This is a genomic window from Paraburkholderia caffeinitolerans, assembly GCF_902859945.1.
Classification (GTDB): domain Bacteria; phylum Pseudomonadota; class Gammaproteobacteria; order Burkholderiales; family Burkholderiaceae; genus Paraburkholderia; species Paraburkholderia caffeinitolerans.
The window spans coordinates 71,775-91,517 of sequence record NZ_CADIKL010000034.1 but is presented as its reverse complement, the minus strand read 5'-3'; the positions used below and the strand labels follow the sequence as shown (position 1 = coordinate 91,517).

The 19,743-nt window shown below is 64.0% G+C and carries 22 protein-coding genes; 10 read left to right on the top strand and 12 right to left on the bottom strand.

What is annotated here, in order from left to right; translation table 11 throughout:
* Positions 1 to 308: 308 nt before the first annotated feature.
* The 6 genes from HV773_RS26910 to HV773_RS26885 all read left to right on the top strand — a co-directional run bounded on the left by HV773_RS26910 (position 309) and on the right by HV773_RS26885 (position 5,704).
* Positions 309 to 1,094, top strand: a complete 786-nt coding sequence (locus tag HV773_RS26910) for an HvfC/BufC N-terminal domain-containing protein (protein WP_175197262.1) — start codon at positions 309 to 311, stop codon at positions 1,092 to 1,094.
* A 106-nt stretch (positions 1,095 to 1,200) separates the two neighbouring features.
* Positions 1,201 to 1,512: a BufA1 family periplasmic bufferin-type metallophore gene (locus HV773_RS26905; protein ID WP_175197261.1), complete on the top strand. Its 312-nt coding sequence runs from the start codon at positions 1,201 to 1,203 to the stop codon at positions 1,510 to 1,512.
* A gap of 31 nt (positions 1,513 to 1,543) precedes the next feature.
* Complete coding sequence (gene bufB / locus HV773_RS26900; protein WP_175197260.1) at positions 1,544 to 2,464, top strand: MNIO family bufferin maturase; 921 nt, start codon at positions 1,544 to 1,546, stop codon at positions 2,462 to 2,464.
* A gap of 53 nt (positions 2,465 to 2,517) precedes the next feature.
* Positions 2,518 to 2,973, top strand: coding sequence for a DoxX family protein (locus tag HV773_RS26895; protein WP_377730758.1), 456 nt, complete (start codon positions 2,518 to 2,520; stop codon positions 2,971 to 2,973).
* A gap of 86 nt (positions 2,974 to 3,059) precedes the next feature.
* Positions 3,060 to 4,649 (top strand): aspartate:alanine exchanger family transporter, encoded by a 1,590-nt coding sequence (locus tag HV773_RS26890; protein ID WP_175197258.1) that lies wholly within the window; start codon positions 3,060 to 3,062, stop codon positions 4,647 to 4,649.
* A 59-nt stretch (positions 4,650 to 4,708) separates the two neighbouring features.
* A complete protein-coding gene (locus tag HV773_RS26885) occupies positions 4,709 to 5,704 on the top strand; it encodes a 2-hydroxyacid dehydrogenase (protein WP_175197257.1) in 996 nt (331 codons plus the stop codon).
* Here HV773_RS26885 and HV773_RS26880 read toward each other — a convergent pair.
* Positions 5,701 to 6,618 carry a LysR family transcriptional regulator gene (locus HV773_RS26880; protein ID WP_175197256.1) on the bottom strand — a complete coding sequence of 306 codons (918 nt, stop codon included), beginning with the start codon at positions 6,616 to 6,618 and terminating at the stop codon, positions 5,701 to 5,703. The genes HV773_RS26885 and HV773_RS26880 overlap by 4 nt on opposite strands.
* Before the next feature lie 113 nt (positions 6,619 to 6,731).
* On the opposite strand from HV773_RS26880, the gene HV773_RS26875 reads away from it, so the two are divergent.
* Positions 6,732 to 7,481 (top strand): SDR family oxidoreductase, encoded by a 750-nt coding sequence (locus HV773_RS26875; RefSeq protein ID WP_175197255.1) that lies wholly within the window; start codon positions 6,732 to 6,734, stop codon positions 7,479 to 7,481.
* Between the two features lie 68 nt (positions 7,482 to 7,549).
* Positions 7,550 to 7,999: a VOC family protein gene (locus tag HV773_RS26870; RefSeq protein WP_246282406.1), complete on the top strand. Its 450-nt coding sequence runs from the start codon at positions 7,550 to 7,552 to the stop codon at positions 7,997 to 7,999.
* Positions 8,000 to 8,030: 31 nt separating this feature from the next.
* Here the strand turns inward: HV773_RS26870 and HV773_RS26865 are convergent, their stop codons facing one another.
* The 9 genes from HV773_RS26865 to HV773_RS26825 form a co-directional block, all read right to left on the bottom strand.
* Entirely contained in the window at positions 8,031 to 8,399 is a 369-nt protein-coding gene (locus HV773_RS26865) for a BON domain-containing protein (RefSeq protein ID WP_246282404.1), read from the bottom strand.
* Between the two features lie 28 nt (positions 8,400 to 8,427).
* The gene (locus tag HV773_RS26860) at positions 8,428 to 9,507 is read right to left on the bottom strand and encodes a porin (RefSeq protein ID WP_175197254.1); all 1,080 of its coding nucleotides are present in this window, start codon (positions 9,505 to 9,507) and stop codon (positions 8,428 to 8,430) included.
* A gap of 69 nt (positions 9,508 to 9,576) precedes the next feature.
* The gene (locus tag HV773_RS26855) at positions 9,577 to 10,026 is read right to left on the bottom strand and encodes a nuclear transport factor 2 family protein (protein WP_175197270.1); all 450 of its coding nucleotides are present in this window, start codon (positions 10,024 to 10,026) and stop codon (positions 9,577 to 9,579) included.
* A 40-nt stretch (positions 10,027 to 10,066) separates the two neighbouring features.
* Positions 10,067 to 10,780: an NIPSNAP family protein gene (locus tag HV773_RS26850; RefSeq protein ID WP_175197253.1), complete on the bottom strand. Its 714-nt coding sequence runs from the start codon at positions 10,778 to 10,780 to the stop codon at positions 10,067 to 10,069.
* Between the two features lie 49 nt (positions 10,781 to 10,829).
* Positions 10,830 to 11,888 carry a maleylacetate reductase gene (locus HV773_RS26845; RefSeq protein ID WP_175197269.1) on the bottom strand — a complete coding sequence of 353 codons (1,059 nt, stop codon included), beginning with the start codon at positions 11,886 to 11,888 and terminating at the stop codon, positions 10,830 to 10,832.
* Positions 11,889 to 11,912: 24 nt separating this feature from the next.
* Positions 11,913 to 12,563: an alpha/beta hydrolase gene (locus HV773_RS26840; protein ID WP_175197252.1), complete on the bottom strand. Its 651-nt coding sequence runs from the start codon at positions 12,561 to 12,563 to the stop codon at positions 11,913 to 11,915.
* A gap of 16 nt (positions 12,564 to 12,579) precedes the next feature.
* Complete coding sequence (locus HV773_RS26835) at positions 12,580 to 13,545, bottom strand: VOC family protein (RefSeq protein WP_175197251.1); 966 nt, start codon at positions 13,543 to 13,545, stop codon at positions 12,580 to 12,582.
* A 70-nt stretch (positions 13,546 to 13,615) separates the two neighbouring features.
* On the bottom strand, positions 13,616 to 14,392 hold the full coding sequence (locus tag HV773_RS26830) for a citryl-CoA lyase (RefSeq protein WP_175197250.1): 777 nt from the start codon (positions 14,390 to 14,392) through the stop codon (positions 13,616 to 13,618).
* Entirely contained in the window at positions 14,389 to 15,897 is a 1,509-nt protein-coding gene (locus HV773_RS26825; RefSeq protein ID WP_175197249.1) for a class I adenylate-forming enzyme family protein, read from the bottom strand. The genes HV773_RS26830 and HV773_RS26825 overlap by 4 nt, the downstream gene beginning before the upstream one ends.
* A 153-nt stretch (positions 15,898 to 16,050) precedes the next feature.
* On the opposite strand from HV773_RS26825, the gene HV773_RS26820 reads away from it, so the two are divergent.
* The gene (locus HV773_RS26820) at positions 16,051 to 16,836 is read left to right on the top strand and encodes a GntR family transcriptional regulator (RefSeq protein ID WP_175197248.1); all 786 of its coding nucleotides are present in this window, start codon (positions 16,051 to 16,053) and stop codon (positions 16,834 to 16,836) included.
* On the opposite strand, the gene HV773_RS26815 is transcribed toward HV773_RS26820, so the two are convergent.
* Positions 16,833 to 17,747, bottom strand: a complete 915-nt coding sequence (locus tag HV773_RS26815; RefSeq protein ID WP_175197247.1) for a LysR family transcriptional regulator — start codon at positions 17,745 to 17,747, stop codon at positions 16,833 to 16,835. The two genes, HV773_RS26820 and HV773_RS26815, sit on opposite strands and share 4 nt — an antisense overlap.
* A 115-nt stretch (positions 17,748 to 17,862) precedes the next feature.
* Between HV773_RS26815 and HV773_RS26810 the strand changes: the two genes are divergently transcribed.
* Entirely contained in the window at positions 17,863 to 18,543 is a 681-nt protein-coding gene (locus HV773_RS26810) for a hydrolase (RefSeq protein WP_175197246.1), read from the top strand.
* Between the two features lie 52 nt (positions 18,544 to 18,595).
* On the opposite strand, the gene HV773_RS26805 is transcribed toward HV773_RS26810, so the two are convergent.
* Entirely contained in the window at positions 18,596 to 19,732 is a 1,137-nt protein-coding gene (locus HV773_RS26805) for a porin (RefSeq protein WP_175197245.1), read from the bottom strand.
* Positions 19,733 to 19,743 lie beyond the last annotated feature (11 nt).

The window sequence follows — 19,743 nt, the reverse complement described above, 5'->3', positions numbered from 1 at the left end:
TCTGCATCGCCGGCAGAAGCAGCCTCATGTTATCCGCAACCTGTTTCAGGAGAAGCATGTTCGCTACGCAGCTTGATCCAATATACGCACTATTTATTGAACTGGTCAGTAGTTCGTTTGAACCGTCGCGCCGGTTACAGCGCCCCTCACTTAATCATCCGCAGGGCACGATGCGCGCGCGTCGCCTAAAAAAATCCGGCGCCTGTAACCGGACACCGAAATCCACCGAATTAACCAGCATATCCGCCCATCCCCAACAACCGGACCAGCGCCAGAGCCCGATACGCTACGCGCAGCGAGAACCCGCCATGAAGCCTGAACATCGCCCCGCCGACTTCGCGGCACGCTTTTCGCCCGGTCTGACGAATCCCGATGCGGCCACGCCCGAAGGCGTCGTCGCCGCTGCCGGCACGCCCGGCAAGGACGTCGTCAAGCGCTACAACATCTATCGGAACAACGTCACGGTCAGTCTGATCGATGCGCTCGCGGCGATCTATCCCGCCGTGCAGCGCATCACCGGAGTCGAGTTTTTCCGCGCGATGGCCCGCTTTCACGTGCGCGCCACGCCACCGGTTTCACGGCTGCTGTTCGAGTACGGACGCGATTTTCCGTCCTTCATCGAAACGTATGAGTACGCACGCGAGATGCCGTGGCTCGCGGATACCGCACGCATCGAACGCGCCTGGCTCGACGCGTATCACGTTGCGGATGCTTCGCCGCTCGCTGCCGAGACGCTGGCTTGCATCGATCCGTCCGCGCTCGCGCAGGTGCGCTTCGTCACGCATCCGGCCACGCGCATCGTGCGCTCGCGCTATCCGGCCGTTTCGATCTTCACGATGAATCGCGTGAACACGCCTGTCACGCCGCTGCATTCGAGCGACGCGGAAGATGCGCTCGTCACGCGGCCCGACGCAGACGTGATCGTTTCGCGACTGCCGCCGGGTGGCGCGGCCTTTCTCGTTGCGCTCATCGAGGGCGCGACGCTCGGCGCGGCGGCGCAGACGGCCTTCGAGGAAGCCGCCGATTTCGATCTGCCGGCCAACCTCGCCGCGATGTTTTCAGCCGGTGTTTTCGCCGCCGTTCAACTTGATTAGTTTATCGAATTAAATATTCCGCCGCTGTAACCGGCACATTGCAATTCCCGAATTAGCTTGTGTATCCGCGACGGATACCTCTCTTTCCCTCTACTGGAGATCTCTCATGTCCACCAAGATCAATGTCAGTTCCGCGCTGGTTGCCGGCGCAGTCGCCAGCCTTCTCGCCGCCACGGCGCATGCCGCGCCGCTCACCAAGGCGGAAGTCAGCGCCGCAATGGCCGCGCATAAGGAAAAGTGCTATGGCGTCGCGCTGAAAGGGCAAAACGATTGCGCCGCCGGTCCGGGAACGACCTGCCAGGGCACATCGACAATGGATTTCCAGGGCAACTCGTGGAAGTTCGTTCAGGGTGGCACGTGTGCGAGCATCGTCGTGCCGGGTGGCGGCCACGGCTCGCTCACCCCCATGAAGTCCTGATCGCGCATCTGACGAGAGGAGATGGACGGCCATGACCCCTTCCACTGGCAGCGTGACGGCGCATGCGCCTGGCCGTCCTCTTCGCGCAGTCGGCACGACACGCGCGAAACCCGTGCTGACCGGCACGAGTTTCAAACATGAACACTTCGCCGCCATTCTCGACGATGGACTGAAGGACGGCTTTTTCGAGGTCCACGCCGAAAACTACATGGGTGCGGGCGGCCCGCCGCATCGCATGCTGAGCACGATCCGCGAACGCTGGCCGCTCTCGCTGCATGGCGTGTGCATGTCGATCGGCGGCCCGGAAGTGCTCGACGTCCATCACCTTGCCCGCTTTCACGAACTGGTGGAGCGCTACGAACCGCTGCTCGTTTCCGAGCATCTGGCGTGGTCTTCGCACGGCGGAACCTTCTTTAACGACCTGTTGCCGCTGCCTTATACCAAGGCCACGCTCGACCAAGTTTGCGAACACATCGACCAGGTGCAGGAAACGATCAAGCGCCCGATTCTGCTCGAAAATCCCTCCACCTATGTCGCGTTCGCGTCATCGACCATGAGCGAGCCCGACTTTATCCGCGCAGTCGCGCAGCGCACGGGTTGCGGATTGCTGCTCGACGTGAATAACGTTTTTGTCTCGGCAGTCAATCACGGCTATTCGCCCCAAGCGTATCTCGCGGAATTTCCGTCCGAGTACGTTGGCGAGATCCATCTCGCGGGACACAGCGAGCAGCGCGACGACGAGAATGCGCTGCTACTCATCGACAGTCACGACCGGGCCATTGCGGACTCCGTCTGGGATCTTTACCAGCTTGTCATCGAACGCCTCGGCGCCGTTCCGACGCTGATCGAATGGGACAGCAATCTGCCGGCGTGGTCCGAGTTGCGCGCGCATGCAGAGACGGCTAGAGAGATCGCAACCTGTGCGCTCACGTCAGTTCAGCCTGGAGTGTAATCATGATATCGACCCGGCAAGATCTCAAGCCATCCCCTTCAAGCATCGTCGCGATGGCCGTCGTGCGGGCACGGCGCCTCGTCGAGAAATTCGCACAACCGTGGTTCGTGCAATTGCTGCTGCGTATTGCGCTTGCTGTGCCGTTCTGGCGCTCGGGGGTGCTCAAATGGCACGGCTTCCTCCAGCTCAACGACACGGCCATCGATCTGTTCACCGACGAGTTTCGACTGCACCTGCCTGGCGGCCCGTACCCGTTTCCTGCGCCGGCGGTTTTCGCATTCCTTTCGGCGTGCGGCGAGGTCGCATTTCCGGTGCTGCTCGTGCTCGGCATCGGCACGCGTTTCGCTGCGCTGGGTCTGCTGCTGATGACCTGCATGATCGAATTGACGGTGCCGGATGGCTGGCCGATTCACATCACGTGGGCCGCCATGGCGCTCGGCATTGCCGCATGGGGGCCCGGGCTGATCTCGATTGATTATCTGCTTGGGGACCGCGCGCACAGGACGTGAAAGCCAAGTTGCCCCCTGATTAACCGAGCAGCGAGTAATATGCATCTCCTGCACGTTGCTTTATCCATCCATCTAGAGGGGGCGGCATGGATGCAGTCAGGGACCTACTCAGCGCTCAGCCGCTATTCGCACTCTTTCTGACCATTGCGATCGGCTACCTGGTCGGCGAAATCAATATCAAGGGCGTGGCGCTGGGCTCCGGCGCCGTGCTGTTCGTCGGCCTGGCGGTCGGTGCGTTCGCACCGAAATCTGCGCCGCCGCCCTTGCTGGGCACACTCGGTCTGCTGCTGTTTCTTTATGGCATCGGCATACAGTACGGCGCGCAATTCTTTCGCGGGCTCACCAGCAAGGAAGGCGCGAAGGCCAATGCGGCCGCGTGTGTCGGCGTAATCGCCTCGGGTCTCGTGGCATGCGGATTGATTCGTTTCGGCATCACGCTCGCCGATTCGCTCGGGATGTTCGCGGGCAGCGGCACCAGTACGGCGAGCCTGCAAGTAGCAATCGCCTCGATGAAAAGCAACGACGCCGCGGTGGCCTATAGCGTCACCTATCCATTCGGCGTGGCCGGGCCGATTCTATTCATCTACGCGCTCAATGCCGTGATGAAAGTAAAGATAAGCAAACCTCCCGCGAAGTTATTGAAGACCGCGGAAATCGCGTTGCGCAATTCAACGCTGTTCGGTCTCAGGCTGTCCGAGCTCACGGCCCGGCTGCCTGCCAGCGTGGTCATCTCGGCCGTGCGGCGCGCGCATCACAATCAGTTGCCCGTCGAGGATTTCACGCTGCGCGCCGACGACGTCCTGCTCGCCACCGCCACCGACCAGCGCCCGCTGGACGAAGCCACGGCGCTATGCGGCGAACTGCAGCCCGGGCGCATCGCGAGCCATCGGGAAGACCTCGACTATTTGCGCGTGTTCGCATCGAACCCGTCGGTGGTCGGCATGGCGCTCGGCAATTTGCGCTTTCCGGACGGCGTGAACTGCGCGATCGCGCATGTGCGGCGCGGCGACGCCGATCTGGTGTCGACGCCCGATCTGATTCTCGAAGCCGGCGACCGCGTCGGGCTGCTGGTCAATCAGGCCCATCAGGCGACGGTCCGCGCGTTCTTCGGCGATTCGATCAAGACCACGGCCGACCTCAGCTTCATCAGCCTCGGCATCGGCGCGGCGCTGGGGCTGCTGGTCGGCGCGATTCCGCTGCGCGTGCCGGGGCTCGGCGCGTTCAGCATGGGGCTCGCGGCATTGCTGCTGGTCGCGCTATGCCTCGGCAAGGCACGCCGCAACGGGCCGTTCGTCTGGGTCATGCCGCTTTCCGCCAATCTCGTGATGCGCAATCTCGGGCTGACGATTTTTCTCGCGCAGGTCGGCATTTCGTGCGGGCCGAAATTCATCGCAACGGTTGGCACCGCCGGGCCGCTGTTGTTGCTCTATGGCGCGATCACGCTGCTGGTGCTGGTGGCCACCACGGCGGTGTGCTGCCTGTGGATTTTCAAGCTGCCTTTCGATACAACGATCGGCGTGATCTGCGGCGCGACCGGCAACCCGGCCATTCTCGCTTTCGCCAACCGCATCGCGCCGACCGATGAACCCGACATCATGTACGCGATGATTTTTCCGTCGATGACCATCGTGAAGGTGCTTTTCGTGCAGATCGCCATCGCGATTGCCGCCGCCTAGACGCGCCCGCGTGACACCTTAGCCGATGATCTTGAGTTGCAGTTTCAGGGGAATACACCATGGATGTAGCGGTTTTCAGTTCGACGCGCTATGAGCGCCAGTTTCTCGACCAGGCCAACCAGGCCGCGCAACACGATCTGCACTACTTCGACGTTCCGCTCGATATGGACAGCGTCGGCCTTGCAGCGGGCTACGGCGCGGTGTGCATCTTCGTCAACGACCGCGCCAACGCGCAAGTGCTCGAAGCGCTGCACAAGGGCGGCACGCGTCTGCTCGCATTGCGCTGCACGGGTTTCAACAATGTCGATCTGGAAGCGGCGGCGCGGCTCGGCATGAAAGTGGTGCGCGTGGTCACGTACTCGCCGTACTCGGTGGCCGAGCACGCGGTGGCGCTGCTGCTCGCGATCAACCGCAAAGTGCACCGCGCCTATAACCGCACGCGCGATTCGAATTTCTCGCTCGACGGCCTGACCGGATTCGACCTGCACGGCAAGACGGTCGTGGTGGTGGGAACGGGCCAGATCGGCTGCGTGTTTGCGAAGATCATGCTGGGCTTCGGCTGCAAGGTGATCGGCTTCGATCCTTATCCATCGGCCCAATTCGAGGCGCTTGGCCTTAGCTACGCAACCGCAGGCGAATTTGCCGAGCAAGCCGACGTGATTTCACTGCATTGCCCGCTGACGCCCGAGACGTATCACATCATCAATTCGCAGACGCTCAAGCGCACGAAGCCCGGCGCCATCCTGATCAATACGAGCCGGGGCGGTTTGATCGACACGGAAGCCACTATCGAAGCGTTGAAGAGCGGCCAGCTCGGCGGGCTTGGGATCGACGTTTATGAACAGGAGGCGGATCTGTTCTTCCGCGATCTCTCCAGCGAGATCATCACCGACGACATTTTTCAGCGCCTCGTGTCGTTTCCCAATGTGATCGTCACGGGGCATCAGGCCTACCTCACGCGCGAGGCGCTGACGACCATTTGCGAAACCACGGTGGAAAGCATTACGGACTTCGGGAACAAGCAGGCTTTGAAGAACGAGGTGAAGGTTAATTAAGCATACGCATCAACACCCCGCACCAACCGCCTGGCGAGCCGCGCATCCCTCAACTGCTCCAGCCACCATTGAAGCGCACGGCCCTCGTGGTCGTTACGCCAGCCGACATACAGCACATTCGGCTCGCGCGGATTGGCCGTGCGCTTTTCCACCAGTTCGCCGCGCTTGAGCAGCGACGCCACCCGGTGCCGGGGCAGCCAGCCGATCCCGAGCCCATCGCGCTGGGCCTGCATCTTGGCGCGCATGGACGGCACGGCCAGCGCACGCTGCCCGCCCACCGTGCCGTACGCACGGCCCGCCGTAAAGCGCGACGAGTCGGCCACCACCACCGCGCGATGCTGGGCGATGTCCTCACGCGTCAGCGGTTCGTGGGCCGACGCGAGCGGATGCCGGGGAGCGATCGCGAACACCCACTCGACCACGCCCAGTTCGAACCACCCGAGGTTGGGAATCGCCGGCGGCTCGTTGGTCGCGCCGATGACCAAATGTGCCCTGCCGTCCCGCAGCGCTTCCCAGGTGCCGGCGAGGACCTCATGCGTGACGCGCAGTGCCACCCCAGATTCCAGCTTGTCGAACGCGCGCATGACCGGCATGAGCGTTTCGAATTCCATCAGCTCGTCGGTGACGATCCACAACTGGTCCTCCCAGCCGTTGGCCACCTGGCGCACGCGCTGCGTGACGCGCGAGACGTCCTGCGCGAGCCGCGCCGCTTCTTCAGTGAGCACCTCGCCGGCGCGCGTCAATTGCAAGCGGTAGCGGCGACGGTCGAACAGCAGCGCGTCGAAGCGCTGCTCGAGTTGCCGCGCGGCGTGCGACACGGTCGAGGGCGCCTTGCCCAGCCGCGCCGCCGCGCGCGACAAGCTGCCTGCATCGCGGATCGCCTCCAGCAGGGCCAATTCGTCTTCCGACAACATGTGCAACTCCTTCGAACGAGTTCATCGATCCGATCGTATGGCAAACCGCAATCCCGCGTCCATACTGCACTCACGCAATTGTTGAAGTTCAACTTTTTCCACTGGAGAACATCATGAATCGCTTCGAAGGCAAAACCGTTCTGGTCACTGGCGGCAACAGCGGCATCGGCCTCGCGGCCGCCCAGGCATTCGCCCGGGAAGGGGCGCGCGTGGTCATCACCGGCCGCGACGCGGCGGCGCTGGAAACCGCCCGCGCCACGCTGGGCAGCAAGGCGCTCGCCATCCGCAACGAAACCGGCACCGTACAAGCCGCGCGCGACCTCGCCCGTCAATTGTCCGAAGAAGGCATCCGCCTGGACGCCGTTTTCATCAACGCTGGCGTCGCCAAATTTGCCGCGCTGCCCGAGGTGGACGAGACGCTGTGGGACGCCACCTTCAACGCCAACGTGAAAGGCGCGTACTTCCAGATTCAGGCGCTGCTGCCGCTGCTGAATCAAGGGACCTCGATCGTGCTGAATGGCTCGATCAACGCACGCATCGGCATGCCGATGTCGTCCGTGTACGCCGCCAGCAAGGCCGCGCTGATCTCGCTGGCCAAGACGCTCTCGGGCGAGCTGGTCGGTTCGGGCATTCGCGTGAACGTGGTCAGCCCGGGGCCGGTGACGACGCCGCTGTACGGCAAGCTCGGTATGGATGCCGAAACGCTATCGGCCACCGCCGCGCAGATCCAGAACCAGGTCCCGCTGGGCCGCTTCGGCCTGCCGGAGGAGATCGCCTCGACCGTGCTGCATTTGTCGGCGCCTGAATCGGCTTTTATCGTCGGCACCGAAATCATCGCCGATGGCGGCATGAGCCAGCTTTAAGCCTTCCGGGGGGCGGGCATTGTGTCCGTCCCCCAGACATCGCGCATCCCATTTGAGGAGCATCCATCGTGGCAACCATTCAAAGTTCTCCCGCACCGGCGCTGCGGTTAAACAATGTGGCATTGGCCGTGGCCGATCTCGATTCGATGATCGACTGGTATCGGAACGTATTCGGCTTGCAGGTCGAAACGCGCGGCCATTTCAATCCCGTGAACGCCGATTTCGCCATGCTGACCGGCAACGGCTTCCGGCTCGAACTCGTGTCGCGCCAAGGCGGGGAGCATCGTCCCGCCGACCGCTCTGCTCCGCCGCTGCACCTGCACGCGCTGGGCTGGAAAGCCATCGTGCTGGAAAGCGACGATCTGGCCGCAACGACGGCCACGTTGACGGCGCTGGGCGTCGAAATCGTCTGGGCCGAACAAGCGCTGACGCCCACGCTCGCTTCAACCATGGTGCGCGATCCCGAAGGGAACCTCGTGAATATCTTCGGCGAATTGGCCCAGACGTGTTGCTCCTGAAGCGCAGACGCAAAACCGCGTGAGCCGGCAACTACAAACCTTCCGGCCTCACCGCGAGATTGCTCCGCACTTCTTTGACGCCCTCGACGCCCCGAGCGAGTGCAACGGCCAGTTCAGCCTCATGCGCTTGCGGAACCGACCCGCCCAGCGTCACGACACCGCCTCTCGCCACGACCACGATGTTGTTCGCGTCGAGCCCTTTCGTCTTCAAGAGATGGCGCAGCACCTCCTTCTGAAGCCTTCGGTTCTCCGCCTTCTCCGCTTTCCTGCCGGCGTTACTAGTGCTTGCAGAAACGGCGGCCCCCGCTTCCACCGCACCACTCACCTGCGCATGACCCGCCACCGCGACCGTCATGATGAACACGCCGGCTACGCCCCTCATCGACTTGAAAAAGTCCACGTTTCACTTCTCCCTGAAATGGTAATGGCTAGAACGTATGCCGGATGCCAACCACCGTGCCGACCGAGGTCCCCGCCACTTCATACAGCGCGCCGATCATCGACAATCCAGTATTCATCGCGCCGTGATTGTTCACCATGCCGACTTGGGCATAGAGCGTGGTCCGCTTCGACAAAAAGTAGTCGGCCCCCAGCGCCCCCAGAACCGAGTGATTGGCCGTATGGTTGCGATCGCTCGTCACCCAGACGCCGCCGTTGATATCGAGCGCCGGCGTGATGTACCAGTTGGCGCCGCCGCCGAAAACGTCGGCATTGAACGAGCCCGCGACCTTGTAGTTGACGAACGACCCCTTGACCGTTAGCGATCCGAACTGATACCCGACACCGATCATTCGCCCCACGTATTGCACCGTCGTGGGAACCGGCGTCTGCGCGGTGCCGCCGCTATTGCCGTCGTAAATGGCCGCGTTGACGGTCAGCCCGCCGTACCCGTACTTGAGGCGGACCGCATACTGCCGCCCCGCCTGAAAGTTGCCCGGCTCGCCGCCGAACGCAAACAACGCGCTGCCCTGAAAACCGCCCAGTACGGGACTGGTCCAGGAAATCGCATTGGCGTTGAAAATGCCGGTGCCCAGCACGTTGTCCACGAGCGGGATCGCGCCGCTGCCGAACAGCGAAAGATTGCGCGGATCCGAGTCGTACACCGCCAGAAAGAACGGCGAAAACTGCAGACCCAGCTTGATCTCGCCGGGAGGCCCGTCGACGCCCACCCACGCCTCGCAGCCAAACAGGTTGCCATTGCAGTGAAGCAGGCCGCCGTTCGCGATATTCAGGCCGCTGACGAGGCGAAACTTGGCCTGGTATCCGCCGCCGATATCCTCCGTTCCCACGAGGCCGAACTGCGAATAGTACGAGCCCCCGTCGATCACGGAAAACTGCTTGCCTGCGTTGCCTCCCGTTGCCGGATCCAGCGTCTTGTTCGTATAGAGCAGAGCGCCATCCAGCACGCCGAACAGCGTGACACTCCCTTGCGCCTGTACCGCGCCGCTAATCGCCAAGCCTGTCGCACACAACGATAACTTACGGATTACTAACTTTCTGCGTGACATCAACCGTCTCCATTACCTGCCGCATCGAGTGCGGTTTGTTCTTTTATTGATTACGCGTCAGAAGCGGCATTAGAAGCGAACCGGGCGATCGGAACCTAGCCATGGATAGCGCGCCGTATCGGCGCCGCCATAGTCGGGATCGAGATACACGTAGCAGCGCTGAATCTTGAAGTCGCGGATCTCGAAGACATCGCACCAGCGGCCGGCATGGGTTACGCCGGCGCGCCAGGTGGCGCCGTCGCGGGTCTTGCCGCTCGACGTGCCCTCCGCCACCAGCAAGTCGCCCTGCTGGATGAAGTTGATGCTGGACGCGTCATGCGACACCTCGGAGAGAATGCCCATCAGGTCCGAGAAAAGCCGCTCGATTTCGGGCTTGCCTCGTGCAATGCCCCACTTCGGAAAATAGACTTCGGCGTGGTCATCGAAGAGTTCGAAGAGGTTGCCGCCCCGGTCCATACGTTTGAAATATTCGAGTGCGATTGCCTTTCTCTGCTCGTCCGTCATCGTTCGGATTTCCATCATGGGCACCTGTTCAGGAGGGTTTTAGAAAAATCGTGATTTAGTCGTTTGCATATAGCGGCGACATGTCCGCTACCGTGGATGGCGCAAGCAGCCGGCTTTCGGCGTGAACGTCGACCGGCGCAAGCTCGCGCAGAAAATCATTCCAGCGGCCCGATTCCCGCAGGCGGCTGCGGTGCTGCAAAGCGGCTTCGAGATCAGGGTGACGCCAGTACAGCAGCACCTGATTGAGCACGCCCGCAATGGTGCTGAATCCCGCGCACAAGCCGCTCATGACCCCGGCATCGGCCGTCAAGGCGTGCCGTGCCATCGCCTCCCAGCACGCCGGCACGCCGCCAGCGGCGAAGGTCAGCGTCAACTCGTCCATCACGCTTTCAGTCCTCGGCGAGGCAAAAAGCGGCCCGTGCGCGGGCAGCCAGTCGCGCCCGTTGCCCCAGTGCGGCGTCAGTTCGGACAGCGGATCCGGTGCGAGAAAGCGGCTTTCCTGGCGCCGGATAAGCGGCCTGACCGCACGAAAATACGGTTGCAGCGCCGCCTGCCGATACAGGCCGAACAGGCGCGTCTGCCAGTCTTCGAAGCTGTCGTAGCGGTACAGGCTCACGATCTGGTCGGTCGCGCCGCTGCGCGCGGCATAGGTGCCGATCAACCGTTCGAGAATGGGACGCAGCCCCTGCTCGCCGCGCTCGCGTTGAGCGTCCCAGAACGATGCCTCGGCGCCCGGCGCGAGGGTGTACACGCGGTGCTCGATCAACATGGCGGGTTCCTCTTGATGCTTGATTCGTGCGGTGATCCGGAGTGCGGATTCAGACCGGCTCGGTGCCTTCGTAAGCGCGCTGCAGTAGTTCGCGGATCGCGCCGCGCTCGATGGGCCGCGGATTCGGATAAGGCGTCTCGACCACAAGATCCGCTGCGCGATCGAGCCCCTGCTCCGGCATGCCCAACTCGCGCAGCGAACTCGGCACGCCAAGCGCCGCCGCCAACGCGCGCAGGCCCGCGGCGGCCGTCTCGCTGCCCAGCGCGCGGGCAATGCGCGCCATCGCCTGCGGCGCAGCCAACGCGTTATACGCGAGCGCGTACGGCAGGATCACCGTGTGGACCTCCGCGTGCGGCAGATTGAAGGTCCCGCCCAGCGTATGGCACAGCTTGTGGTGCACTCCCATTTGCACATTACCGAGCACCGTGCCGCACAGCCACGCGCCGTATTGCGCGTCGCTGCGCGCCTCGAGCTCCGAGGGCGTTTCGCGCAAGCGGGGCAGCGCGCTCGCGAGCGCCCGAATGCCTTCTTCGGCCATCAGGCGGTAGACGGGGTTGCCGTCGCGGCCATACAACCCTTCTGCCGCGTGCGCGATCGCGTTCATTCCGCTCGTCATGCTGAGCGGCACCGGCAGCGTCAAGGTCAGTTCGGGGTCGTAGATCACGCTGCGCGGCATCACGCGCCAGTCGCGCCCGGTCTTTTTCAGGCCGTCGTCGGTGATGCCGTAGAGCGGGGTCATCTCGGACCCCGCATAGGTGGTGGGCATGGCGATGATCGGCAGGCTCGATTCGAGTGCGATCGCTTTCGCAAGGCCAATCGTCGAGCCGCCGCCGATGGCCACGCATCCATCGGCACCCAGACGGCGTGCCGTCTCGATGGCCTCGCGCGCCACGTCCAGCGGCACGTGCATCACCGCCTTGCCGTGCACGCCGGCGCTGCGCTCGCCGAGAATCCCGGCAATCTGCTCGCCGATGCCGGTCTGCTCCGGCGTGGTCAGCACGAGCGCGCGCTGCATCCCGAGGTTTTCCAGCTCGTGAATCAATTGATGGCGGCTGCCCGGCCCGAAGACCACGCGGGCCGCACGCGTTTCATGCACGAAAGTTTGCATCGTCACTGCCTTTTCCTTTATGTCTTACGGCTGACCGCCGGCCAGCAGCATGCGCGCATAGGCGATTTCGGCGTCGCGAATGCCATGCTCGACGCCGGCCTCGATCTTCAAACTCACGCACGCCCCCGCCTCGGCAAAGCGCTGCGCCGATTCGCGCACGCTCTGCGCGGGCACATGAGGGTCGTCGTCCCAGGTGGAGAACAGCACGGGCATTCCTTCGAGTGCACTGGGCACGATTTCGCGGTGCATGCCCGGCGGCCCAATCAAGCCGCCCGTGAACGCCACGAGCCCGCGATAGCGCCGCCCCGCCCGCCACACGAACTCGCTGCACAGGCAGGCGCCCTGCGAAAACCCCACCAGCACCTGCGATTCGTATGGAAAGCCCTGCTCGCACAGCGCGCCGGAAAGCGCATCGAGGCCCGCCAGCGCGTGCGTGAGATGGGGCTCGTTGTCTTCGAGCGGTGCAATGAAGCGCTGCGGATACCACGACTGCCCGGCCGCCGCCGGCGCATGCCAGACGAGATCGTCGCGGCCGAAGCGGCGCACGACCGCGTCGTGCATCCACTCGGGCGACTGCCCGCGCCCATGCACCAGAATGACCGCCAGTGCGGCATCGCGCGGCGCGCAGCCGTACACCCGGGGCGGCTGGGCCAGATGCGGATTGGCATTCGACATGGCGCGTGGCTCCGGCTCAGAATTCGAGTTTCTCGAGCGAGGCGATGATGGTCGCGCGCTGGCTCTCGAACTGCGGCGCAATCTGCACTTTCGAGCCCAACGCCTCGTACGGTTCGTCTATCAGGAACGCCTCCGGCTTCGAAACGGTGGCCTCGAACATCGCGCCAGCCGGCGTGCGCACGTAGATCGATTCGAAGTAGCCGCGGTCCTTGCGCTCGGAGGTGTCGGTGAAGCCGAGCCCTTCGAGGTTGGCCTTGACCTTGTCCTGCACCGCGCGGTCCTTCACCTGGAACGCGCAGTGGTGCACGATGCCCTCGCCGTAGGTCCAGCTCGCCTGCGGCAGATCCGGCGTAAGCACGTAATCGACGAACTGTCCCGGAAGCCCCGCACCTTCGCCGAATGCGAAACGCGTATGCGTGCCGTCGCGATCCACTTCGTGTGCGCTCCAGCCCTGCTGCATGAATTCCTGCGAAGGCTCCATCTCCCGCACGTTCACGCTGATCGTGTGCAGGCCGCGAATCGCGAGGTCCGCCGGCACCTCGCCGTTCGACCACGGCTTGCGTACATCATCAGCAATGCCAATCATCTCGTAGGGAATGCCACAAGGGTGTGCGAACGAGAGCACCGGCTCACCAAAGCGCTCCGAGCGCTTCACCTCGAAGCCGTGGTCGCGCAGCCGCTTCTCCCAGAACGGGATCGACGAAACCGGCACCGAAAGCGACAGCCCGCCGATCTGCCCCGCCCCGCGTTTGCCCACGCGGCCGAAATGCCCGACCGGGAAGCAGGTGATGAGCGTGCTTTCCTCGCCGATATCGTTGCCATAGTAGAGATGGTAGAACGGTGCGACACCATCGTAGATCAGCGTCTTCTTCACGCTCTTGAGCGCGAGCACCCTGGTGTGGAAATCGTAGTCCTGCTGCGCCGTGCCCACGCATAGCGTGATGTGATGGTGGCGCAGGATGGCTTCTTGTGCTTCGGTCATGGTCGTCTCCTTCATGTTTGATGCAATGGCGTGAATGCGTGCGAATCCAGGCTGGACGCTCAGTTGACGCTCAATCGGCGGACCGGGCATCGGTCATGGCCGTGTCGACCAGGTCCCAGATGAAACGCCCCGAAGGGTCGCGTTGTTCCTCGGCGATGTGCGAAATGAGTCCGGCCGCGCGGCTCAGCACGGCGAAGCCGCGCATCAGCGCGACCGGGATGCCGATGTCGCCGAGCAGCGCCGCAATCGCGCCCGTCGCGTTGATGGTGATGTGACGGTCCGCAGCGGAATCCACGGCGGAGGCGAGATGCGCGAGCGCCTCGCAGTACGGCCCATACGTCCCCACCTCGCGCGCGAGCGCGAGCAGCGCGATCGCGCGGGGGTCGTCGGGTTTGTGGAGGTGGTGGCCGAATCCCGGCACGGCCTCGCGCCGCGCGCGGTAATCCTGGGCAATGCGCGCTGCTTCCGCCCCGGCGTCCGCGCTCGCGGCGATGCGGCCCAGCAGCTGCGCGGCCGGCTCCATCGTGCCGACAAAGCGGCTCGCCACCGCGAGCAGCCCCGCCGCCACGCCCGCCTGGAGGTTTTCCGGCGAGCTCGCATAAATCATGCGTGTGGCGATCGCGCTCGGCGTCATGCCATGCTCCATCAGGGTCACCAGCACCGCATCGACGATGCGCCGCTCGCCGGCGCTCGGCGTGCGGCCGAAGGTCTGCTTCATGAACACGTCGATGAAGCTCGCCTGGCCGAGCAGATCGCGCACGAGATCGGCATCGCCATAGTAGACCGCATCGGTGGTGTAGTGGCAGAGCGTGGTGCGCGGCGAGTGTGCTTCGTTCATCGCGCTCATGTTTCGCTCCGCAGGTTCAGGATCGCTTCGCGCACGGCGGGCTTGAGCACCTTGCCCACTGCGCTGCGCGGCAGCGCGTCGAACAGATGCACGGACTTCGGTGTCTTCACCGAGCCGAGCTCGCGCTTGACGAGCGCAACCAGTTCCTCGGCGTCGACGCTCATGCCGGGGCGCAACTGCACGGCCGCGTGCACGGCCTCGCCCCATTTCGCGTCGGGCACGCCCACCACCGAGCAATCGGCCACGGCAGGATGACTCGACAGCACCACCTCGACGTCGCCCGGATACACGTTGAAGCCGCCCGTGATGATCACGTCGCGAATGCGGTCGTGCAGGAATAGATAGCCATCCTTATCGAATACGCCCGCATCTCCCGTACGCAGCCAGCCATCCACGAGCGTCTTGCTGGTTTCCTCATCGGCGTTCAGGTAGCCGCTCATCACGAGGCCGCCGCGCACCGCGATCTCGCCCTCCTCGCCCGGCCCAAGCAACTGGCCCGACTTGTCGAGGATCGCAACGCGCGTGAGCAGCGTCGGCCGGCCGACCGAGCCGAGGCGTTCGCCCGTCATCTCGCTGGGCGGCAGGAACGTGATGATCTGCGGCGCTTCCGTCTGCCCGAACGAGGTGCAGAGCACCGGGCCGAACACCGCTTGCGCATCGCGAATCTGCTCCGGCCGCATTGGCGCGCCGCCGTAGACGAGGTAGCGCAGCGCCGGCAGCGCACGCGGAGCGCGGCGCTGCTCTTCGCTCAGCGCGAGGATCAGCGTGGGCGGCGCGAAGAAAATCGTCGCGCCGTGCTCGCTCGCGGCATCGAGCAATCCGGCGGGCTTCGCGTGTTCCGGGAACACGAGCGCGCCGCCCGCGCCGAGCAGCGGCAGCATGTAAGTCGAGGTGCCGTGCGTGATGGGCGCGGCCACGAGATAGCGATCGTCGGGCGTGAGGCCCAACTCATGGATCTGCGTCGCGATGTTGGTATTCCAGGCGCGCAGCGGCTGGATCACGCCCTTGGGGACGCCGGTCGATCCGCCTGTGAACTTGATCGCCTGCGCTTCTTCCACGCTGACACCGCCGCGAGCATAGGGGCCGAAGGCCACGGCGGCGAAGTCGCCATCATCGCCGTCGGCGCGGTCGAGGTCGCCGAGCGGGCGCAGCGGCGCGGGGATGCCCGCGAGGCGTTCGAGCATGGCGTGGTCGGCCAGCACCAGCGACGGCGCGACGAACTCCACGATGCGGCGCAGCTCGGGATCGCCATTGCGCGGATTCAGCGGCACCCACACCTTGCCCGCCGCCAGCACGGCAAGCAGCGACAGCAGGTGATCGACCGAGTTGGCCGCGCCGATGCAGACCCGGCTACGCGGCAGCGGATCGAGGCGCGTGAGCGCCGCCGCACGGCGCAGCACCTCGGCAGCCAGCGCTTCGAAAGTCAGGTCTCCATCGGGGCTCACGATGGCGGTCCGGCGGGGATGGCGGTGCGCAGCGCGCCACAGGAAATCGATCGGGTACATGCAGGGTTCTCCGGAATTCGCGGAGCCCGGAACTTCCGGCTCCATGAAAGCCATTTTATATTTATTCGATTGTTCGAACATTCGTGCTTACCCTGGCCGCTGCTATACTGTCGCCATCGCGGCCGCTGCGCGCCGCCTCTCGTCCCGAACGCCATGCCGCCCATTTCCGACGCACCCGAAGCCCCCATGTTCGACGTGCCGCAGCCCCGCCATGTCGACCTGGCCCGCACGCTCATGGAAGACATCCGCCAAGGCCGCTTCGCGGTCGGCGAGATGCTGCCAACGGAAGCGGAACTATGCGCGCAGTGGGGCCTGAGCCGCTACGCCGTGCGCCAGGCCATCCAGAAGCTGTGCAATCTCGGCCTCATTACGCGGCAAGCCGGCGTGGGCACGACCGTGCTCGCGGACCGTCCGCAAACGCGCTATGTCCAGTCGATGGACACCCTCTCCGATCTCGCGCTCTATGCAAAGGGAACGTGCCTGCGGGTTAGCTCGCGCCGCACCATCCTGGCCGATGCATCGCAAACCGCGCTGCTGCGCTGCGAGGCGGGCGCGAAGTGGCTCCATCTGGAAGGCGTGCGCCACGGCGGCAAGGGCTCAGGAGAAAACGCCGACGAGCCGATCGCGCTCGTCGACATCTACGTGAACGCGGAGTACAGCAAGCTGACGGGTCTCGCGAAAACACTCGACAAGCCGGTCTACACCATGATCGAGGAGCAGTACGGCATCAAGGTCACGCGCGTCGAACAGGAGATCCAGGGGCTGCTGCTCGAAGGAGCCGTCGCCGACACGCTGCAAGTGGAAAGCGGGTCGGCGGGCTTGCGCATCGTGCGGACTTATTTCGTGCGGGACAAGGTCATCGAAGTGACCACTGGCGTGCACCCGGCAAGCCGCTTCAGCTATTCGATGGCCTTCCGGCTCGCTCCAAGCGCGGGCTAGCTCTCGTCGATCTCCTGAAACCGCTGCGCAAGAAAATCGATCAACGAGCGCACCGAGGGCAGCAAGCCGCGCCGCGACGGAAACACGGCGTGAATGATGCCGCTGCGGGGGTTCCACGCCGGCACGATGTGCACGAGCGTGCCGCGCTTCAGTTCGTCGGAGACCACCATCAGCGGCAGTTGCACGATGCCCGCACCCGCGGCGGCGGCCTGCTTTAGCGCGAGCATGTCGTCGGTCACGAAGCGCGGCGTATGGTGGATCGCTGCCACCTGGCCGTCCGGTCCGTCGAGTTCCCAGACGTGCTCGCCGGGCGCCGGCCCGAAGTCGAGGCTCGGCAGCGACGCCAGATCCGCCGGCACTTCAGGCCCCCCCGGCACGCCATGCTGATGCAGCAGCGCCGGGCTCGCGACGAGGCACCAGCCGCGTTCGCCCAGCACCTTCATCACGAGATCGCTGTCCTTGAGCGGCGGCGGGCGCACGCGGATGGCCACGTCGACGCCTTCGCCAATCACGTCGACGACACGATTGGTCGCCTCCAGATGAACGGTTACGCGCGGCGTCGCCGCAAGAAAATCGCCGAGCATCGCGCCGATGCGCGCGTGCAGAATGCCCACCGGACACGTGAGGCGCACGATCCCCTGCGGCTCCGAGCGGTTCAGGTCGATCGCCTGTTGCGCCGCCTCAGCTTCGATCAGCATGGCCTTGCAGTGGCTGTAATAGCGCTGCCCCATCTCCGTCACAGAAAAGCGTCGCGTGGAGCGTTGAATGAGGCGCACGCCAAGCTGCTCTTCCAGCAGCGCGATGCGCCTGCTGAGCGTCGATTTCGGCATGCCGAGCGCGCGGCCAGCCGGGGCGAAGCCCTGATGATCGACCACCTGCGCGAAGAAATACAGGTCGTTGAGATCCTGCATCGGCCGTCTCCCAGCGTTCCATAAACGAGACTCTGAGGATAACCCACCCCCTCTACCGGCACCCGTGCGCGCGCCCTATGCTTCGCTCGTCACCCACCTCACAAGGAGCATCGACATGACGGCCCCAGCGAACTTCAACGGACAGCGCCCGGTGATCGACCCGAACGACGCCGCCATGCTGCTAATCGACCACCAGAGCGGACTGTTCCAGACCGTCAAGGACATGGAGATGACGGTCCTGCGCAATCACGCGATTGCGCTCGCGAAGATGGCGACGCTCTGCAAGATCCCGGTCATCACCACGGCCTCGGTGCCGCAAGGGCCGAACGGTCCGCTGATTCCGGAAATTCACGAGAGCGCCCCGCACGCCACCTACGTGGCCCGCAAAGGTCAGATCAATGCGTGGGACAACCCCGATTTCGTCGCGGCAGTCAAGGCAACCGGCCGCAAGACGCTGATCATCGCGGGCACGATCACGAGCGTGTGCATGGCGTTCCCGGCCATCTCCGCCGTGCAGGAAGGCTTCAAGGTCTTCGCCGTGGTCGACGCATCGGGCACGTACTCGAAGATGGCGCAGGAGATCACGCTCGCGCGCGTGGTGCAGGCCGGCGTCGTGCCGATGGATACCGCGGCGGTGGCCTCGGAACTGCAGCAGAGCTGGCACCGTCCCGACGCCGGGCAATGGGCCGAGGTCTACGGCATGATCTTCCCGCCGTACCGCCTGCTCATGGAGAGCTATCAGAAGGCGCAGGACGTCGTGAAGAACGGCGAAATTCTGGATTCCGAACGTAGCTGAGATTGCGCTGCACGGCCCCCTGGGATGTCATTCGAGGGCCGTGCAGGCAGCCCTAGAACGTATGCGTCACCCCCACGCGCGAAACGAATTGATTCAGCGAAGTGGACGGATTAAAACCCGCGATCTGGGCATTTTGCGCCGCCCCTGCCGCGTGCTGGTACGCAGCCATCGCATAGACCGAGGTGCGCTTGGACATCGCATACTGAACGATCAGATTGCCCTGGTGATATTTGGGCGACGAATCGGTTGCGTGGTCAAGGCCGTTAGTAAAGGTATAACCCGCGCCGAGCGTAACTTCGGGCGTGACGAAATACACCCCGGAAATCTCGTAGTTCTGGAAATGGAGATCATGCGAGCCATTGCCTGACGAGAAGTCCACATTCGAATAATCCGCCATCACGCGGAAGCTTCCGATCGTATAAGACGCCCCCGCAGAGAGCACGCCCTGATAGCGCGCGTTTGCGAGCGCGTCCCCGTAAATCGCGTTGGCGAATCCGGGGCCGCTCGCATAGCCCGCGACGGCAGTGACGGGATTGTTCACGCGCAGGTAGCCCACGCCCGCGCTGAACGCCGCGCCAGTATAAACAGCGGCCGCGCTATACGAGGCGTTGTTCGAGAACTGCCCCGCCTCGCCGCCGAGCGAATAGTGCCCCTCGAACTGGAAGCCGCCCATGACCGGGCTGGTGTACTTGATCGCATTGTTGACGGGAAATCCGTTATCCAGATTGTCCATGTCGTTGGGGTGCGCGAAATACCATCCGCCGTAATTGCCGTTCAGCGTGAACGGCTCGATAAGATCGACGCTGGCGTCCCATTGCTTACCGAACGTCAACTGCCCGTAGTGTTCCGACCGGATGCCCACGTAGGCGTTGCGCGAGAACGCGAGGCCGCCAGTCAGCGCGCCGTTGGTCGCGTTAAAGCCGTTTTCCAGCTTGAAGATAGCGGAGAGCCCGCTGCCCAGGTCTTCCGTACCGCGAATGCCCCATTGACTCGTTTGCGCCACGCCGCTCTGCATCTGCACGAGCTTGCTGCCGCTGCCGGGAATGAGCACGCCGTCCGGCGCATTGCCAACGTTGCTCGCGTAATCGACGCCCAGATCGACGATGCCGTACAAGGTTACCGAAGACTGCGCCAGGGCTGGCGAGACCGATATGGCAGTCAATACCGATGCGGCCAATAGCTGTTTCATGGAGTTCTTCA

Excerpts from the sequence above, each read along its gene's own strand:
- HV773_RS26910 (WP_175197262.1), top strand. The coding sequence starts at position 309 with ATGAAGCCTGAACATCGCCCCGCCGACTTCGCGGCACGCTTTTCGCCC.
- HV773_RS26905 (WP_175197261.1), top strand. The coding sequence starts at position 1,201 with ATGTCCACCAAGATCAATGTCAGTTCCGCGCTGGTTGCCGGCGCAGTC.
- bufB (WP_175197260.1), top strand. The coding sequence starts at position 1,544 with ATGACCCCTTCCACTGGCAGCGTGACGGCGCATGCGCCTGGCCGTCCT.
- HV773_RS26895 (WP_377730758.1), top strand. The coding sequence starts at position 2,518 with ATGGCCGTCGTGCGGGCACGGCGCCTCGTCGAGAAATTCGCACAACCG.
- HV773_RS26890 (WP_175197258.1), top strand. The coding sequence starts at position 3,060 with ATGGATGCAGTCAGGGACCTACTCAGCGCTCAGCCGCTATTCGCACTC.
- HV773_RS26885 (WP_175197257.1), top strand. The coding sequence starts at position 4,709 with ATGGATGTAGCGGTTTTCAGTTCGACGCGCTATGAGCGCCAGTTTCTC.
- HV773_RS26880 (WP_175197256.1), bottom strand. The coding sequence starts at position 6,618 with ATGTTGTCGGAAGACGAATTGGCCCTGCTGGAGGCGATCCGCGATGCA.
- HV773_RS26875 (WP_175197255.1), top strand. The coding sequence starts at position 6,732 with ATGAATCGCTTCGAAGGCAAAACCGTTCTGGTCACTGGCGGCAACAGC.
- HV773_RS26860 (WP_175197254.1), bottom strand. The coding sequence starts at position 9,507 with ATGTCACGCAGAAAGTTAGTAATCCGTAAGTTATCGTTGTGTGCGACA.
- HV773_RS26855 (WP_175197270.1), bottom strand. The coding sequence starts at position 10,026 with ATGGAAATCCGAACGATGACGGACGAGCAGAGAAAGGCAATCGCACTC.
- HV773_RS26850 (WP_175197253.1), bottom strand. The coding sequence starts at position 10,780 with ATGTTGATCGAGCACCGCGTGTACACCCTCGCGCCGGGCGCCGAGGCA.
- HV773_RS26845 (WP_175197269.1), bottom strand. The coding sequence starts at position 11,888 with ATGCAAACTTTCGTGCATGAAACGCGTGCGGCCCGCGTGGTCTTCGGG.
- HV773_RS26840 (WP_175197252.1), bottom strand. The coding sequence starts at position 12,563 with ATGTCGAATGCCAATCCGCATCTGGCCCAGCCGCCCCGGGTGTACGGC.
- HV773_RS26835 (WP_175197251.1), bottom strand. The coding sequence starts at position 13,545 with ATGACCGAAGCACAAGAAGCCATCCTGCGCCACCATCACATCACGCTA.
- HV773_RS26830 (WP_175197250.1), bottom strand. The coding sequence starts at position 14,392 with ATGAGCGCGATGAACGAAGCACACTCGCCGCGCACCACGCTCTGCCAC.
- HV773_RS26825 (WP_175197249.1), bottom strand. The coding sequence starts at position 15,897 with ATGTACCCGATCGATTTCCTGTGGCGCGCTGCGCACCGCCATCCCCGC.
- HV773_RS26820 (WP_175197248.1), top strand. The coding sequence starts at position 16,051 with ATGCCGCCCATTTCCGACGCACCCGAAGCCCCCATGTTCGACGTGCCG.
- HV773_RS26815 (WP_175197247.1), bottom strand. The coding sequence starts at position 17,747 with ATGCAGGATCTCAACGACCTGTATTTCTTCGCGCAGGTGGTCGATCAT.
- HV773_RS26810 (WP_175197246.1), top strand. The coding sequence starts at position 17,863 with ATGACGGCCCCAGCGAACTTCAACGGACAGCGCCCGGTGATCGACCCG.
- HV773_RS26805 (WP_175197245.1), bottom strand. The coding sequence starts at position 19,732 with ATGAAACAGCTATTGGCCGCATCGGTATTGACTGCCATATCGGTCTCG.